The organism is Paracoccaceae bacterium (genome assembly GCA_012103375.1).
Taxonomy (GTDB): Bacteria; Pseudomonadota; Alphaproteobacteria; order Rhodobacterales; family Rhodobacteraceae; genus WLWX01.
Window position 1 is genome coordinate 2,240,561 of record WLWX01000001.1, and the last position, 16,837, is coordinate 2,257,397.

Annotated in this window: 16 protein-coding genes and 1 pseudogene; 6 read left to right on the forward strand and 11 right to left on the reverse strand. The window is 62.0% G+C overall.

The genetic code is table 11. The annotated features are described in order from the left end of the window. Window positions 1-62 precede the first annotated feature (62 nt). Window positions 63-902: an AAA family ATPase gene (locus GKR99_11435; protein ID NKB28123.1), complete on the reverse strand. Its 840-nt coding sequence runs from the start codon at window positions 900-902 to the stop codon at window positions 63-65. Between the two features lie 195 nt (window positions 903-1,097). Here GKR99_11435 and dksA point away from each other — a divergent pair, with 195 nt between their 5' ends. Beyond that, window positions 1,098-1,520 carry an RNA polymerase-binding protein DksA gene (gene dksA / locus GKR99_11440; GenBank protein NKB28124.1) on the forward strand — a complete coding sequence of 141 codons (423 nt, stop codon included), beginning with the start codon at window positions 1,098-1,100 and terminating at the stop codon, window positions 1,518-1,520. A gap of 102 nt (window positions 1,521-1,622) precedes the next feature. Then, window positions 1,623-2,795 (forward strand): annotated as a pseudogene (locus tag GKR99_11445) (monooxygenase). Between the two features lie 1,350 nt (window positions 2,796-4,145). Here GKR99_11445 and mmsB read toward each other — a convergent pair. From mmsB to GKR99_11475, 6 genes are all read right to left on the reverse strand, one after another. Next, on the reverse strand, window positions 4,146-5,018 hold the full coding sequence (gene mmsB / locus GKR99_11450; protein ID NKB28125.1) for a 3-hydroxyisobutyrate dehydrogenase: 873 nt from the start codon (window positions 5,016-5,018) through the stop codon (window positions 4,146-4,148). Continuing rightward, complete coding sequence (locus tag GKR99_11455; protein NKB28126.1) at window positions 5,015-5,182, reverse strand: hypothetical protein; 168 nt, start codon at window positions 5,180-5,182, stop codon at window positions 5,015-5,017. The genes mmsB and GKR99_11455 overlap by 4 nt, the downstream gene beginning before the upstream one ends. Before the next feature lie 195 nt (window positions 5,183-5,377). Next, entirely contained in the window at window positions 5,378-6,280 is a 903-nt protein-coding gene (locus GKR99_11460; protein ID NKB28127.1) for an enoyl-CoA hydratase/isomerase family protein, read from the reverse strand. Between the two features lie 243 nt (window positions 6,281-6,523). Beyond that, complete coding sequence (locus GKR99_11465) at window positions 6,524-7,927, reverse strand: TRAP transporter large permease subunit (protein ID NKB28128.1); 1,404 nt, start codon at window positions 7,925-7,927, stop codon at window positions 6,524-6,526. Between the two features lie 3 nt (window positions 7,928-7,930). Beyond that, the gene (locus GKR99_11470; GenBank protein ID NKB28129.1) at window positions 7,931-8,605 is read right to left on the reverse strand and encodes a TRAP transporter small permease subunit; all 675 of its coding nucleotides are present in this window, start codon (window positions 8,603-8,605) and stop codon (window positions 7,931-7,933) included. A gap of 76 nt (window positions 8,606-8,681) precedes the next feature. Beyond that, the gene (locus tag GKR99_11475; GenBank protein ID NKB28130.1) at window positions 8,682-9,698 is read right to left on the reverse strand and encodes a DctP family TRAP transporter solute-binding subunit; all 1,017 of its coding nucleotides are present in this window, start codon (window positions 9,696-9,698) and stop codon (window positions 8,682-8,684) included. A gap of 180 nt (window positions 9,699-9,878) precedes the next feature. Here GKR99_11475 and GKR99_11480 point away from each other — a divergent pair, with 180 nt between their 5' ends. After that, window positions 9,879-11,057, forward strand: coding sequence for a cytochrome P450 (locus tag GKR99_11480; protein NKB28131.1), 1,179 nt, complete (start codon window positions 9,879-9,881; stop codon window positions 11,055-11,057). A 54-nt stretch (window positions 11,058-11,111) separates the two neighbouring features. Here GKR99_11480 and GKR99_11485 read toward each other — a convergent pair whose 3' ends face one another. From GKR99_11485 to GKR99_11500, 4 genes are all read right to left on the reverse strand, one after another. Next, the gene (locus tag GKR99_11485) at window positions 11,112-12,494 is read right to left on the reverse strand and encodes a TRAP transporter large permease subunit (protein NKB28132.1); all 1,383 of its coding nucleotides are present in this window, start codon (window positions 12,492-12,494) and stop codon (window positions 11,112-11,114) included. A 153-nt stretch (window positions 12,495-12,647) separates the two neighbouring features. After that, entirely contained in the window at window positions 12,648-13,277 is a 630-nt protein-coding gene (locus GKR99_11490) for a TRAP transporter small permease subunit (GenBank protein ID NKB28133.1), read from the reverse strand. Window positions 13,278-13,340: 63 nt separating this feature from the next. After that, the gene (locus tag GKR99_11495; protein NKB28134.1) at window positions 13,341-14,354 is read right to left on the reverse strand and encodes a C4-dicarboxylate ABC transporter substrate-binding protein; all 1,014 of its coding nucleotides are present in this window, start codon (window positions 14,352-14,354) and stop codon (window positions 13,341-13,343) included. Window positions 14,355-14,622: 268 nt separating this feature from the next. Continuing rightward, on the reverse strand, window positions 14,623-14,937 hold the full coding sequence (locus GKR99_11500; GenBank protein NKB28135.1) for a DUF1476 family protein: 315 nt from the start codon (window positions 14,935-14,937) through the stop codon (window positions 14,623-14,625). 149 nt (window positions 14,938-15,086) lie between these two features. On the opposite strand from GKR99_11500, the gene GKR99_11505 reads away from it, so the two are divergent. The 3 genes from GKR99_11505 to purQ all read left to right on the forward strand — a co-directional run bounded on the left by GKR99_11505 (window position 15,087) and on the right by purQ (window position 16,822). Next, window positions 15,087-15,848 carry a phosphoribosylaminoimidazolesuccinocarboxamide synthase gene (locus tag GKR99_11505; protein ID NKB28136.1) on the forward strand — a complete coding sequence of 254 codons (762 nt, stop codon included), beginning with the start codon at window positions 15,087-15,089 and terminating at the stop codon, window positions 15,846-15,848. 66 nt (window positions 15,849-15,914) lie between these two features. Next, a complete protein-coding gene (gene purS / locus GKR99_11510; protein ID NKB28137.1) occupies window positions 15,915-16,157 on the forward strand; it encodes a phosphoribosylformylglycinamidine synthase subunit PurS in 243 nt (80 codons plus the stop codon). Further along, window positions 16,154-16,822 (forward strand): phosphoribosylformylglycinamidine synthase subunit PurQ, encoded by a 669-nt coding sequence (gene purQ, locus GKR99_11515; GenBank protein NKB28138.1) that lies wholly within the window; start codon window positions 16,154-16,156, stop codon window positions 16,820-16,822. Before purS ends, purQ begins: the two co-directional genes overlap by 4 nt. Window positions 16,823-16,837 lie beyond the last annotated feature (15 nt).

Sequence of the window (16,837 nt, forward strand, 5' to 3'; positions counted from 1 at the left end):
TTTGCCTGCCGCATTTCACTTACGTCGAAAACCGTGCGGTAAAATTGAGGGGCCTGCGCGACCTAACGCCCCGATCGAGCCATGAAGGCCAGACGTTCAAACAGTGCCACGTCCTGTTCGTTCTTCAGCAGCGCGCCATGCAGGCGGGGCAGGGCGTCCCTGGCATCCCCGCGCAGGTCTTCGGGGGCCAGATCCTCGGCCAGCAGCAGTTTCAGCCAGTCCAACACCTCAGAGGTTGAGGGTTTCTTTTTCAGCCCCGGCGTCTCGCGCACCTCATAAAATTGCGTCAGCGCGGCGGTCAGCAGGCGGTCTTTCAGGCCCGGAAAATGTACCTCGACAATGCGTTTCATCGTCTCCATTTCCGGAAAGCGGATGTAATGGAAGAAGCAGCGGCGCAGGAACGCGTCAGGCAGTTCCTTTTCGTTGTTCGAAGTGATGATGACCACCGGGCGCTGGCGCGCGGTAACGGTTTCGCCGGTTTCGTAGACGTGGAATTCCATCCGGTCGAGTTCTTGCAGCAGGTCATTCGGAAACTCGATATCGGCCTTGTCGATCTCGTCAATCAGCAGCACAACGCGATTGTCTGCGGCGAAGGCCTGCCACAGCTTGCCGCGTTTGATGTAGTTGGCGACATCATGCACGCGGTCTTCGCCCAACTGGCTGTCGCGCAACCGGCTGACAGCATCGTATTCATAAAGGCCTTGCTGCGCGCGTGTGGTGGATTTGACGTGCCACTCGATCAGCTCCATCCCCAGGGCACCCGCCACCTGGCGCGCAAGCTCGGTTTTGCCGGTGCCCGGTTCGCCCTTGACCAGCAGCGGGCGTTCCAGCGTAACGGCCGCATTCACCACGACAGTCAGGTCATCGGTCGCGACATAAGCATCGGTGCCAGTGAATTTCATATGGGTTTTCCGTGGTTTCACGCCATTTTCCGGCGCCATTCCTATCGCGGCAATCACGAAGCGGCAACCACCCCCAAAGGGGGCGTGACAAGCCGCGCGCCATCCGGTATGCCCCGCCCAAAGCGACTGCCGCAGCGATCTGCCGGGCCGCCGTTGGCCCTCGGGACCGCCTGCCAATTAAAGTAAGGGGAAGCCATGAAGGCCGAGGTTTTTTTACCGGAAGATTATCGTCCTGCCGAGGATGAGCCCTTCATGAACGACCGCCAGACTGAATATTTCCGCCGCAAACTGATGGCCTGGAAAGAAGAGCTTCTGGATGACAGCCGCAACACGCTGGAAGGGTTGCAGGATACCACGCGAAATATCGCCGACGTTGCCGACCGTGCCAGCGAAGAGACGGATCGCTCGCTCGAGCTGCGGACCCGTGATCGTCAGCGCAAGCTGGTGTCGAAAATCGACAGCGCGCTGCGACGGATTGATCAGGGCGAATACGGCTATTGCGAAGATACCGGAGAGCCGATTTCGCTCAAGCGGCTGGATGCGCGTCCCATCGCGACGCTGTCGCTAGAGGCGCAGGAACGTCATGAGCGGCGCGAAAAAGTCCACCGCGACGACTGATCCCAGCGTCATGCGATAGGTCAGGGCATCGGTGCAACGCGCGGGTGCCTTTCGTTTTTGCAGGCTTTGCATGGGCCGGGCGCGGCGGTATGACCAGATGACATGAAGTTGAATAATCGCAAGATTGCCGTTTTGGGCGCGGGTGTTGCCGGATTGGCGACGGCGCGGGCGCTTGCCCTGCTTGGGGCGCGCCCGATCGTTGTGGAACAGGCACCCGACCTTATCGAAATCGGGGCCGGGTTGCAGATCACCCCCAACGGCATGGCGGTTCTGGATGCGCTTGGCCTGGGCACACGCGCACGCGATGCGGGTTTGCCGCTGGACGATGTCAGCCTGCACGACCACCGCAAGGGCGCGTCGGTGCTGCGACTGGGGCTGAGTAAAAACCCGTCTGCGGGCAATTGGCTGGCGATCCCGCGCACCGATCTGATCCGCATCATGCGCGAAGGTGTCGAACGGGTCGGGGCCGAAGTGCGCACTGGTGCGCGCGTTGTCCGTATCGAAACCCGGCCCCAGAAAACCATCCTCAACACAGCGGACGGGCGCACGATTGAAGCGGCAATCGTGATAGCGGCGGACGGGTTGCACTCGCTCGGGCGGCAGACGCTGGGCGGCGCGGCGACGCCGTTTTTCACCGGCCAGGTCGCCTGGCGCGCGTTGATCAGGGATGACGGTGACGCGCCCGCCGTCGCGCAGGTTTTCATGGCCCCGGGGCGGCATCTGGTCAGTTATCCCTTGCCCGGCGGGCGGCGCAACATCGTCGCGGTTGATGAGCGTGAAGACTGGGCCGAGGAAAGCTGGACCGCCAGCGGCGACCCCGACCAGATGCGCCGGGCGTTCAATCACTTCGGCGGGCCGGTGCCGGGTTGGCTTGCCAAGGTCGACAAGGCCCATTTGTGGGGGTTGTTCCGGCACGAGGTTCCGGCGCGCTGGCATGGCGGATCGCTGGTTCTGGTCGGCGACGCGGCACATCCGACGCTTCCGTTTCTGGCGCAGGGGGCAAATCTGGCGCTGGAAGATGCCTGGGTTCTGGCCGACACGCTGGCCGACGCGCCGGGCGTTTCGGCGGCCCTGACCACGTTTCAGGAACGCAGGGTCGAACGCGTCAAACGCGCGATCCGTGCCGCCAATGCAAATGCGCGCAATTATCATCTGCGCAATCCGCTTCTGCGGTTCGCGGCCCACAATGGGCTGCGGCTGGGCAGCCTGTTCAGCCCCCGCGCGGCACTGGGCCGGTTTGACTGGCTGTACCGCCACGATGTGACCGCGGCGGCAGCGGACAAGCCGCAACATGTCTCGGTCCCCGAGGTGCCGCCGCTGGCTGTCGCGGGGGCGCCGGAAGAACCCAAACGCACACCCAAACCGGTGATCCCGCGCGCCAAGCCTGCGGTCGGGTCGCGGCTCAAGACCTCTCGGATCACGTTCGGGCGGACGGCGGGCGCGGAAGGGGCCGCGCAGGGAGCCGAGGCCGCAAAGCCTGCACCGCCCGAGCCTGCACCGCCTAGGCCAGAGCCGCAACGGCCCCTGACATTAACCACGCCCGTGCCGCCGTTGGCAGCGCGGCCTGCGCCCGAAGCCGAAAAGCCCGCATTTCCCAAAGCCCCGAAATCCGCGGCACCCCGGCCAGATGGGATCATCGGCGCGCCGATTGCGCGGGAATCCGGCCCGGCCCACTCGGTCAAGCCAGTGACAGCGCCCCCGGCAAGGCATCCGACAGACGACCCCGACAAATCCGGGCAACCCGCAGGTTCAGCCACGGCGGGGAGTGGTCCGGCGATGCCGAAAGCTCAGGTACCGCCAAATTCACCACCCCCGGCCAAGGCCGCACCCGCGCCCAAAGCGCCGCCACCGCGCATGCGGCCCTATGGCGATGATACGGCGGCGTCTCCGCGTAGGGCTGCTGGCAGCACCGCGCCGAAACGGGCCGATGTGGCGGATGCGGCGAGACCTGCCGCCAGGCCGACAGCGGCGACCACTGCGCGCGTGAAACCTGCAGCCGGAAAAGCCCCGCCTGTTGCCAAAGCAGAACCGGCCGGGAAACCTCGCGCCGCGAAAGCGCCCGCTGCTGGGATTGCGGATGCAAAGACGGCGCCATCCGCGGAACCGGCGACAAAGACCGCTCAGGCGAAGAAACCCGCGGTCAAAAAACCGGCAGCGAAGAAGCCAGCGGAAAATAAGGCGGCTGCGAAGAAATCCCCAGCGAAGAAAACGACGGCAAAGACGACGAAGGCAAAGCCGGCGAAGAAGTCGCCCGCGAAAAAGCCTGCCGCAAAGGCAACCGGAAATGCAGCCGATGCTGCAAACAAACCTGGCAAGAAGGTCGCGAAAAAGAAAACGCCAAAGCCGGACGACAAGCCCGCTTAGCTGCACAATCCTGAAAACCTGAATCTCTTCAGGAATTCCCTGCGCCCTGTGCGCGCCAAAGGCGCGAGGCGCGCACGCCGGACCGGCCCCACCGGTCTGGCGCCGGTTCGAGGTGGTCACATCCGGGATAGTTGACGGCTAACACCTCCCCATAAATCATGCCCGTCAACCGTCGCTGCGCCAGCCCGCCGGTCCGGCGCGCGCCCTGCTAAGATCGGGCGATTGTCCTCGAACATTTTCGCCGATCAAATTGATGGCGCACTAGCTGCGCTCGCGTCCCGCAAACCTTGGCAGCATTGCCGAGAAATCGCGCCCGGCGCCGCCCTCGGCCTCGACGAATTGCGCATATAGGTCACGCGCGGCGGCCCCAAGGGGGGTGTCGGCGTCGACCCCTTCGGCAGCCTCCTGCGACAGGCGCAGATCCTTCAGCATCAGATCGGCAGCAAAGCCGGGTTGATACCCGTTGTCGGCGGGCGAGGTTGGGCCGACGCCGGGGGCCGGGCAGTAGGTATTCATCGACCAGCTTTGCCCGGAAGAGGTTGAAACCACGTCGAACATCGCCTGATTGTCAAGGCCCAACTTGTCGGCGAGCGCGAATGCCTCGCACGTTGCGATCATCGTCACACCCAGGATCATGTTGTTGCAGATCTTTGCGGCCTGTCCGTTGCCCGCCGGGCCGCAATGTACCGCCCTCTGACCCATCACATCGAACAGCGGACGGACGGTTGCGAATGCCGCATCAGACCCGCCCACCATGAAAGTCAGCGTCCCAGCCGAGGCCCCGCCGGTGCCCCCGGACACGGGCGCATCCAAGGCATCGACGCCAAAATCCGCCGCCTGCGCCGCGACGTCGCGCGCGCTTGTCACATCAACGGTCGAGCAATCCAGATGCACCGCCCCCCGCGCCATCGACGGTAATATTTCGTCGGCCACGGTGCGCAGGATCGCGCCGTTCGGCAGCATGGTTATGACCACCTCGGCATCCCTGGCTGCATTCGCGGCGCTCTCAGCAGGCGACACGCCCGCTGGGCAGGGGGCGGCGGTGTCGAACCCGCTGACCTGATGCCCGGCCGCCGCAAGGTTGGCCGCCATCGGTGCGCCCATGTTACCAAGCCCGATAAAGCCGATCTTCATGTCTGACCCCCTTCGAATGTCAGCCCGGTATCGCGCAGCGGCTGCATCATGGCCGCGACCTCGGCCATTTTCACGTCCCGCCAGGAGGCATGCCGCCACATCGGCGTGTCGTCCCGGTCGATGATCTTGGCGCGGATGCCTTCGATGAAGTCGCCATGTTCCATGGATCGCGCCGTGATGCGAAATTCCTGTTCCAGCGGATTGTGTTGAAAAACTCCGTTTTAGGGCCTGAACGATGATTTTTCTTTCCATGCAGCCCGATCCTAAATTTTTGGCGCGGGGGTCGGCCCAAATCGCCTACATGCGCTCACGCGCAGCCATGCGCTGTCTCGTGGTCAAAGCTTTCCGACTATTTCGCTTCATAGGTTTTCGCAAGAAATCCGCGACGCTCTGATTTCGGAGTTTTTCAACACAATCAGCGCATAGCGGATCTGGGGCCGTACGCGCACGCGGTGGATCAACTGCGTTGCGCAGAACAGCGACAGCGGTGCGATCCGTGCCAGTTTTCCGCGCGTTTGGCGGCTGAAATCGCCGTCGTCTGTTTCAAGCGAGCGCATGATGTCGCCAAAGGTCTCTCCGCCGAAATGGGTGTCGATGGCGGGCTGCATGGCGGCCAGGTTCGACGCGCCGGGGTCCGTCGCCACCGCGTCCACCGCTGTCCAGTCGCCGGTGTCGACAAGCGCGGCCTTCAACGCGTCCCAGCGGTCCTGGGGCACGACATAATCCGCGAACCCGGCGTGCACCGCATCCGCTGGCCCCATCCGGTCTGCCGTCAGCCCCAGATACTCGCCGCAGCGCCCGGGTGCCTGCGCCAGCAGGAGGGAGCCGCCGACGTCCGGCACAAGCCCGATGCCAACCTCTGGTATCGCGATCTTCGAGGTTTCGGCGACGATCCGGTGTGAGGCATGGCACCCGACCCCAACGCCGCCGCCCATGGTGAAGCCTTGCAAGAAGCTGGCGACGGGCTTCGGAAACTCGAACAGCCGCGCGTTCATCCGGTATTCATCGCGCCAGAACCGCTGGCCATAGGTGAAATCGCTCGCCAACCCGGCGCGATACATCTCGGTGATGTCGCCGCCCGCACAGAAGCTGCGGCCTTCGCCCTCGATCAGCAGCATCCTGATGTTTGGATCGTCGGCCCAGCCGACAAGCGCGGCGTCGATGTCCAGACACATCTGATGGGTCAGCGCATTCAGCGCATCAGGGCGGTTCAGCGTGATGCGGCCAAGCGCACCGTCGCGGCGGATGTGAATGTCACTCATCGTTCTACCATCCCCCGCGCCACGATCAGGCACATGATTTCGTTCGTGGTTTTCACGTTCTTATCCACCTTGAGGTCGCGGACGATCTATTCGATGCCAAAACTGGCGAGGTCCATGGCCGCATTGTCACTGCGCCGCATGCGGATGCAAGAGGGTAGGGCGCGAGGCACCGAAACCCGGTTCGGGGCGGAAACATCACCACCCTGCGCCGGGTTCGATGGCATGGGAGCATCCGCAGTACCGTCAGTTTGTTATCAGCTCGGGCCCCATGAAATACGTCGGCAGGAAGGTCGAGATGATGGGCACATAGGTCACCAGGATCAGGAAGACGAACAGCACCGCCAGGAACGGCAGGGCGGCGCGCACGACGGCCATCATCGACATGCCCGCAACGCCAGAGGTGACAAACAGGTTCAGCCCAACCGGCGGCGTGATCATACCAATCTCCATGTTCACCACCATGATGATGCCCAGGTGGATCGGATCGATGCCCAGTTCGATGGCAATCGGAAACACCAGCGGAGCGACGATCACCAACAGGCCTGATGGTTCCATGAATTGCCCGCCGATCAGCAGGATCACATTGACCATGATCAGGAACATCACCGGACCAAACCCGGCCGACAGCATGGCCTGCGCAATGTGCTGGGGGATCTGCTCGTCCGTCAGAACGTGTTTCAGGATCAACGCATTGGCAATCACGAAAAGCAGCGTGACGGTCAGGCGTCCGGCGTCGAACAACGCCCGCCTGGTGTCGCGGTGAAAAAACGACGGCACCAGATAGATCACCGCATCCAGCGCCATCCGCGGCAGCATAGCAACCGCTGCCCCCGGAGAGCCGGGAACAGGCCGATCCGTCAGCGGCCCCATGTCGCGATAGACGAAGGTCGCCACGAAGAAGGCATAGACGCTGGCGACGGCGGCAGCCTCGGTCGGGGTGAAAATGCCGCCATAGATGCCGCCCAGAATGATCACGATCAGGAACAGGCCAAAGAAGGCGCTGGCCCCGGATGCGGCAATCTCGGTCCAGCCGCGCCATTCGCCCTTGGGCAGGTTCCTGATCTTGGCGATGGCATAGATCGTCACCATCAGCATCAGCCCCGCCAGCAGCCCCGACAACACCCCGGCCAGGAACATCCGACCGACCGAGACCTCGACCGCTGCCGCATAAACCACCATGACGATGGACGGCGGGATCAGGATGCCCAGCGTACCCGCGTTGCAGATCACCCCGGCCGCGAATTCCTTGGAATACCCGACCTGTCGCATGCCCGCGATCACGATCGAACCGATGGCCACAACGGTTGCGGGCGACGACCCGGACAATGCTGCAAACAGCATGCAGGCAAACACCCCGGCAATGGCCAGCCCACCGGGCAGATGCCCGACACAGGCAATGGAAAACCGGATGATCCGCTGCGCGACGCCGCCGGTCGTCATGAAGGACGACGCCAGGATGAAGAACGGAATGGCCAGAAGGGTGAAGTGCCCCTCGAACGCTTCGAACAGCGTCTGCGCGATCGAGGCCAGCGACGTGTCCGAGAACATCAGCAGGAACAGAGTCGAGCTTAGCCCCAGGCTGACCGCGATGGGCACACCGATCATCAGCAGGCCGATGACCAGTGCGAACAGAAATACGACCTCCATCGCTCAGACGTCCTTTGTTGCGGCGCGCTGCGCCGCTTCGATATCGTCGTCTTCAACTTCGTGGCTGGCGACGATCCGGTCGATATCTCCGCGCCAGATCGCGATGGCTGCCTGGAAGAAACGCAGCATCAGCAGCGCGGCGGACAGCGGCAGGATGAAATAGGGCACGACCTTTGGCAGCTTTTCATATGCTTCGCCATAGTTGATCGCGCCTTCCAGGAAGCCGAAAATGCCGATCATTGGTATGTCGTCTACTTCGTAAAAACTCTGGCTGCGGAACTTGTCTTCAAAGCCGGTGGGGAACCAGCGCCCGCTGGTCGGGGGCAGATCGGCAAAGACCGACCAATAGTCATAGGCCCCTTTCAGCAGCAATACCGAGAAGATCATGCAGGCCACGACCGAGATCAGGCCCAATGCACGACGCGCCGCTGGCGGCAACAGGTTGACGATCGCATCCACGCCCAGATGCGCGCCCTTCTTGACCGCATAGGGTGCGCCCAGAAGTACCAGCCAGCCGAACAGGAACACAGTGGTTTCCAGCGCCCAGAGGATATTGGAGTTAAAGAAATACCGCGCCAAGACATTGGCGAATGTGATGGCCACCATCAGCCCCAGGATGCCGACGATCAGCGTTTCCTCCAGCTGGTCCACAAAGCCGGAGCTTTCATGCGTCTGCATGCCGTCCCCCCCGATTGCCCCTGTCGTTATTTTTGATGCGGGCCTGCCAAATGACCGGCAGGCCCGCTGTTTTGGTTCAGCTTCCGGCGTTGAAGCTTTGGGCCGCGTCGATCATGTCCTGACCAACGTCACCGGCGAACTTGTCCCAAACCGGCTTCATCGCTTCGACCCAGGCCGCGCGCTGTGCGTCGTCCAGCTGGCGAATGACGCCACCGGCGTCCAGGATCGACTGTTTGGCGGCCTCGTTCACGGCGAAAGCCTCTCCGTTGCGAAGCTCGGTCACTTCGTTAAGGATGGTGGTGAACTGGTCACGCACCGCCGGATCAAGACTGTCCAGCCAGTCAACGCTGGCTACCACCAGATAGTCGATGATGCCGTGGTTGGTTTCGGTCACGCCGTCCTGAACTTCGAAGAACTTGCGTCCGAAGATGTTCGACCAGGTGTTTTCCTGCCCGTCCACAACGCCCTGCTGCAACGCGCCGTAAACTTCCGAGAACGCCATTTTCTGCGGCGACCCGCCAATGGCTTCCATCTGCGCGACCAGCACGTCCGAGGATTGCACGCGGAACTTCAGGCCGTTGGCGTCGGTGGGCAGAACCAGCGGCACATTGGCCGACATTTGCTTCATACCGTTGTGCCAGAACGCCATGCCCTGCAGGCCACGGCGCTGCATGCTGTCCTTCATCGCCTGACCGGCATCCGAGGCCTGAAATCCGTCGACCGCTTCGATGTCCTTGAACATGAACGGCAGGTCGAACAGGCGGAATTGCTTGGTGAACTTCTCGAACTTCGACAAGCTGGGTGCGGCCAGCTGAACGTCGCCCTGAAGCATCGCCTCAAGCACTTTGTCGTCGTTGTAGAGGGTCGAGTTCGGGAACACCTCCATACAGGCGGTGCCGTCCATTTCGGTGTTCACACGTTCCATCAGAAGGGTCGCGGCGATGCCCTTTGGATGCTTGTCGGTGTTGGTGACGTGGCTGAATTTGATGACAATTTCACCGTCGTCGCATCCGCCCGCATGGCTGGCAGCATGCGCGGCACCGGCACTGGCAGCCAGTGCTGCGGCAGCAACTGTGTGAATGATGTGTTTCATGTCGGTATTCTCCCATGGTTGGTCGTCCCCGTTTGGCCGGGGTGATGCGTTTTTTTATCTGACAGGCGCGGGTATTGATATGGAAATCTTGCGGGCGATTGCCCGGGCACATGAAATGCGTGTGCTTTGCGTTCCGAGCCCTTGCATTAGTTAACACAAGCAGGTCACTTTGGCGCCGGGATGAAACACATTCAGCAAGATCCGACCGATCCGGCATTCGTGCAGGATCCTTATCCGTTCTATGAACGCGCCCGCAGCCTGGGCGATGTTGTGTTCTGGGACGACTACGACATGCCCGTCGCCCTTGGTCTTGGGGCCGTCAACGCGATTTTCAAAGCCCGAACAATGGGGCGCGAACCGCCCAAGCGCCCGCCCGCGCAGGCCCATCTGGCCGACTTCGACCGGGTCGAGGCCTATTCCCTGCTGGAGTTGGAGCCGCCCGACCACACCCGGTTGCGCCGCATGGTCCAACATGCGTTTTCGACCCGGCGGATCGCGGCGATGTCGCTCGATATCTCGGTTCTGACCTACACCATGATCGACAGGTTGCCGTGGGCCGAGGATTTTGACCTGATCGACTGCTTTGCGGGGCCTCTGCCGGTATTGGTTATCACGCGTCTGATGGGGTTGCCCGACGAAGATGCGCCCCAGTTGCAGGCTTGGTCGAACGCCATGGTGGCGATGTATCAGGCGCGGCGCGACCGCGCTGTTGAAGACGCCGCCTCGGCCGCGGCCGCAGCGTTTGAGGATTACCTGCGCCACGCCATTGCCGCCAAACGCTCGGACCTGGGCGAAGACCTGATCAGCGATCTGATCCGGGTGCGCGAAAAGGATGACAGCCTCAGCGACGGCGAAATGATCTCGACCTGTGTGCTTTTGCTGAACGCGGGGCACGAGGCGACCGTGCACACCATCGCCAACGGCGTGAAGACGCTGCTAGAGCGCAAAACCCCGGTGGCCGCGCTGGAACCGACATCCATTGAAGGCACGGTTGAGGAGATTTTGCGTTTCGATCCGCCGCTGCACAAGTTCACCAGATATGTCTACGAAGCCACCACGGTTTCGGGCGTTGAACTGAAGGCAGGTTCCGAGGTTGGTTGTTTGCTGGCAGCCGCCAACCGGGATCCCACAGTCTGGCCCGGTGCGCGCCTGTTTGACCCCACGCGCAAAGTCACCAAAAACGCCAGTTTCGGTGCTGGCATCCACTTTTGCCTTGGTGCGGCGCTGGCAAGGTTGGAAATGCAGATTGCCCTGCCGGCCCTGTTCACCCGCTGCCCGAACCTGAAACTGGCCGGGGCGCCCGAATACGCGGACACCTATCATTTTCACGGGCTGAAACGGCTGATGGTGACGCGCTGAAGCGCCATGCGGACCATCAGAAATGCTGTTGGAATGGCCTCCGCCCGGCGCGCGCTACAACAGCCCCGGCAGCCACAGCACAATCGCCGGGAAGGCGATCAGCACGCCGACCGTCACCACGTCGGCAATGAAGAAGGGTGAGGCACCGCGGAACACGTCCTGCACCGATATATCCATCTTCGCGTCCTGCGACACGCCCGCCACCACGAAACAGTTCAGGCCGATGGGTGGCGTAATCAGACAGAGCTCGGCCATTTTCACCACGATGATCCCGAACCAGATCGCGCATTCCTCGGCCGTTATGCCAAGCGCCGAGTCGGCCCGCAGCACGTCTGCGCCCCCGTTCAGCGCGATGACCGCCGGAAAAGTAATCGGCAGCGTCAGGATCAGCATGCCGATGGCGTCCATGAACATCCCCAGGATGACATAGGCCCCAAGGATCAACAGCAGGGTCACCAGCGCCGGTTGCTCCAGCCCCGCGATCCAGTCGGCGAAGGCGTTTGGCAGCTTGGCGAAGCCCAGAAAACGCACATAGATCAGCACCCCCCAGATCATCGTGAAGATCATCACGGTCAGCTTGGCGGCTTCCATCAGCGCGCCTTTCAACTGACCCCAGCGCATGCCCTGCCACAACGCCATTGCCAGCACGACGCCTGCGCCCAGGGCCCCAGCCTCGGTCGGGGTCGCCCAGCCGAAATAGATCGAATAGACGATGATGAAGACGACCAGCAGGATCGGCATCGCGCCGGGCAGGGCGGTGAACCGCTGTTTCCAGGTGAACCCCCCGACGGGCGGGCCAAGGCTGGGGCGAAACCGCGCCATGCCGGTGATCAGCCCGGCATAGATCAACGCCGAGACGACGCCCGGAATGAAGCCCGCCAGCAACAGCTTGCCGACGCTTTCCTCAACGATAATGGCATAGATCACCAGGATCGCCGAGGGCGGGATCAGCGAGGCAAGCGTCCCACCGGCGGCGACAACCCCGGCAGCGAAGCGTTTGTCATAGCCGACTTTCAGCATCTCAGGGATGGCGATGCGCGCGAATACGGCCGAGGTTGCGACGGATGCGCCAGACACAGCGGCAAACCCGGCGGTGGCAAAGACCGTGGCAACGCCAAGCCCGCCCGGCAGCCATCCGACCCAGCGTTTTGCGGCCTCAAACAGATACCCGGTCAGCCCGGCGTAATAGGCAAGGTAACCGATCAGAATGAATGTCGGAATCAGGCTAAGCGCATAGGTCGTCGATTTCGAATGCGGCACTTGCCCGGCAAGCTTCATCGCCGTGATCAGGCCTTTGTCAAACCCCTGTTTCTGCATGAAAAACAGACAAAGACCCAGAAAGCCGATGAACGCCGTCGCAAAGGCCACCCGCACCCCGATGATGACAAGAACCAGCATCGCCCCCGTCAGCCAGAGCGAGACGGTAAAGATATCCATCCCCGCCAGCAGCACCTTCATGTCGACAAGGTTATCCATCACGCGAAGCCTTCCGAAATACGGCAGCGCAAGCCGTGCACTCGCCAATCCGTCGGGGCGACCGTCGAGCAACCGACAAATCCAGCCTTCGGTGCGTCCATGGAAAATGCCGCGTTATCCATCGGCACCAACTACAGACTCCGCTTCCTTATTGGCCTGCGTCGCCGGATCCTCGATCAGCGGCACCGCCACGGGCACATCGGCATCGTCGCGCAGCGCCCGCCCAAACCCCCAGAGTTGTAGCGCAAGCCGCACCCACAGCACCGCCATCGAAAACGGCACGATCAGCTTGGCGGGCCAGAGCGGCAGGGCGATGTCGATCGAACTGTCGGTGGACCAGTTTGGCGCGCCCCAGTCGAACGAGCGCAGGAAATGGAAGAACGTGCCATAGATCAACGCCGTGGTCAGCAGCAGTATGAACAGAATCGACAACCACTCGGCCAGCCACAGCGGTCGGCGGCGCAACCGGCCGACGACGATATCCATGCGGATATGACCACCTTCCCGCTGGCAGAACGCCAGCCCAAGGAAGGCGAAAGCGGCCATGAATTGCTCGGTCCAGTCGACGTAGCCGGGCACAGGAATGTTCAGAAATTTGCGCCCCAGAACATTGGTGATCGCCAATAGCACCAGCATGAAGATCACCACGCCGGACAGCAGATTCAATCCGCTTTCCAGCTTCAACCAGCCACGATCCGCCCGTGACAGGATAGTATCATCGCTTTGAACGGAAGAGGTGCTCATACAGGGGTCAGGTCAGATCGAGGCCCCGGAATGCACCGGGGCCACAATCATCAACCGTTTGGCTCAGTTCGCCATCCGGGTTTTTTCCAGGGTCGAGATCACAAGGTCATACAACTCCTGACCCGGCAGGCCCTGTGCGGTCATGTCGTCGATCCACTGCTGGTGGATCGGCAGGCTGGCCTCGCGGAACTTGGCAATCTCGGCCTCGTCCACGGTGACCTTGGTGACGTTCTTCTCGGCCAGAATGCTCTCCCACTTCTGAAGAAGTTCGCCATAGTTGGTCAGATAATGGTCGATGCTTTCGCCGACAGCCGCATCCAATGCGGCGCGATGCTCATCACTCAGCGCCTCATAGGCGTCGGTGTTCACAACCACCGGGCAGTTCACCGTGCCGGGGTTCAGGTTTTCGGTCCACCAATCAGCAATGTCGATAGTGCGGAACGACAGGTGGGCGTGCTGCGCAAAGGCCACCGTATCCACTACGCCGCTTTCCATGGCGTTATAGGCTTCGGTCGCGGTGACCGAGGTCGGCACCCCGCCCACGGATTCAAACGCCTGACCCAGGCCACCGGTGGCGCGCACGCGCATGCCATCGAATTCCGACAGCTCATCACGCGGATCGCCGGTGCCAACCAGATTGTACTGCGGCATCGGGCTGGTCATCAGCAGTTTCGCGTTCCACTGCGCCATTTCTTCCTGCACGGCGGGGTGCGCGTAAACTGCGGCTGAAACGGCGACCTCCTCGTCCAGGTTCGCTACGCCCAGGAACGGCAGTTCCAGCACGGTGATCGCGCGGTTCTTGTCGCGGTGATAGCCGGCACAGAACTGCGCCATCTCGAAAGCCCCGATCGAGATCCCGTCCAGATTCTCGCGGTTCATGGACAGCCCGCCATAGCTGACGTTCATGGTGAAATCGCCGCCGGTCTTCTCGCTGACCAGTTCAGCCATCTTTTCGATATGCTCGGTAAAGGCGCGCCGCTTGCCCCAGACGCTGACATTCCATTCGACAGCGACGGCTTCGCCTGCAAACGCGGCGACGATCCCGGCCAGTGCCAGGCGTGAAAGTGTTGTGTTCATGATGTCCTCCCAGACGTTACGGGTTTCAGTCCCGCTGACACCGTGCATCGTAACGGCACGAGTTGGGAGCGCCAACACCAAATCGACCCGAACACCACGACCAGCGCCGGGGCAGGCTTTCAGGCAAACACCCTTCGGATTTACCGATTGTCTTTTCGCCGAAAATACTCCGGGGAGGTCTGGAGGGGCTGGCCCCTCCAGCCATCGCTCGCAGCCACGTACCGCACGATTTCATATCGTGCGGCCCCTCCCAATGGAACGGACCGGATCAGGCTTCGTCGATCAGCATCGCCTTGGCTTCGGCCATCATGGCGACCATCTGCGCGCGGATATCGGCTTCCGAGGCTTTGTCCCCAAGATCGCCGGACAGCTTGCGATAGACGTCTTCGTCGCCAGCCTCTTCAAAATCCGCCTTGACCACCTCGGACGCATAGGCCGCGGCGGCGTCGCCGGTTTTTCCCAGCAATCCGGCTGCCCATAGACCCAGCAGCTTGTTCCTGCGCGCTTCGGCCTTGAACTGCATATCCGCGTCATGGGCAAATTTGGCTTCGAATGCGGTTTCGCGGTCGTCGAATGTGGACATGGGGGTCGCCTCTGATTGATCTCGGTTCCCTTTCATATGCCCACGCCGCGGCCAATTGCCAAGAGGGTGTTCTTGCCGCCCCAGCGCCTTTGCCCTATGGGGAAGGCCAAAGTGGCGGGAACTCTGCCAAAACGGGGGGGCGGGACGGCATGGCGCGACGCAAGAAGGTGTACGAGGGCAAGGCAAAGATCCTCTATGAAGGTCCTGAGCCCGGCACATTGGTGCAATATTTCAAGGATGACGCCACTGCGTTCAACGCCCAGAAAAAGGCGGTGATCGACGGCAAGGGCGTGCTGAACAACCGCCTCAGCGAATATTTCATGACCGGTCTTGGCCAGATCGGCATTCCGACCCATTTCATCCGCCGCCTGAATATGCGCGAACAGCTGATCCGCCAGGTCGAGATCATTCCGCTGGAGGTCATCGTTCGCAATTTCGCAGCCGGAACATTGTCCGAACGGCTCGCCATAGAGGAGGGGACGCCGCTGCCCCGTCCGATTGTCGAATTCTGCCTGAAAGATGACAAGCTGGGCGACCCGCTGGTGACGGAGGAACACATCAGCGCCTTCGGCTGGGCCAGCCAGCAGGATCTGGATGACATGGTCTCGATGGCGCTACGCGTCAACGATTTCATGTCCGGTCTGATGCTGGGGATCGGGATCAAACTGATCGATTTCAAGATCGAGATTGGCCGCGTCTGGGACGGCGATTTTCAGCGCCTGATTCTGGCTGATGAGATCAGCCCGGATTCGTGCCGCCTGTGGGACATGGAAACCGGCGACAAGCTGGATAAGGACGTTTTCCGCCGCGATTTGGGCGATCTGGCCGATGCCTATCGTGAAGTCGCCAAACGATTGGGCGTGCTGCCGTCAAACGTGACACACGCGGTGAAACCGACGCTGATCAACTAGCGGCGGATTGCGGGGGCAAGGGTCGGAATTGAGTATTTGGGAAAAGAAGACGGTGAGGGGTCGCACATGAAGGCACGGGTGCATGTGATGCTGAAGGATGGCGTGCTCGACCCGCAGGGTGAAGCGGTGCGCCATGCGCTGAGCACGCTGGGGTTTGAGGGCGTCAACGGGGTCCGGCAGGGCAAGGTGATCGAGCTGGACTTGGATGCCCCAGACAAAGCGGGTGCCGAGGCGCAGGTCGACGCGATGTGTCAAAAGCTGCTCGCCAATACGGTCATCGAACGCTACGACGTGGAAATCCTGACATGAAGGCGGCGGTTCTGGTCTTTCCGGGGTCCAACTGCGACCGCGACCTGGCCGAAGGGTTTCGCAGCATCGGGGCCGAGGTGTCGATGGTCTGGCACAAGGATACCTCGCTGCCCGAGGGGGTGGATATCGTCGGGGTGCCGGGCGGTTTTTCGTTCGGGGATTACCTGCGCTGCGGCGCGATTGCGGCGCAGTCGCCGATCACCAGGGCGCTGGTCGCCCATGCCGGGCGCGGCGGCTATGTTTTGGGCATCTGCAACGGGTTTCAGGTGCTGACCGAAACCGGCCTGCTGCCAGGCGCCCTGATGCGCAACGGCGCACTGAAATTCGTCTGTCGCACTGTCGGGTTACGGGTCGAAACGTCCGAAAGCGCGTTTACGGAAACCTACGGCAAGGGCGCGCAAATCCGCCTGCCGGTGGCGCATCACGATGGCAATTATGTCGCTGACGACGAGACCCTGACCCGGCTCAACGCCGAGGCGCGTGTCGCCTTGCGCTACACCGAACAGGTGAACGGCTCGGTCGAGGATATCGCCGGTGTCCTCAGCGAAAATCGCCGGGTTCTGGGGCTGATGCCGCATCCGGAACGTGCGATCGAGGCCGTGCAGGGCAACACCGATGGCGCGGCGATGTTCACCAGCCTGACGGGTGCGCTGGCACTGGTCTGAACGCGCGCCGCTTGA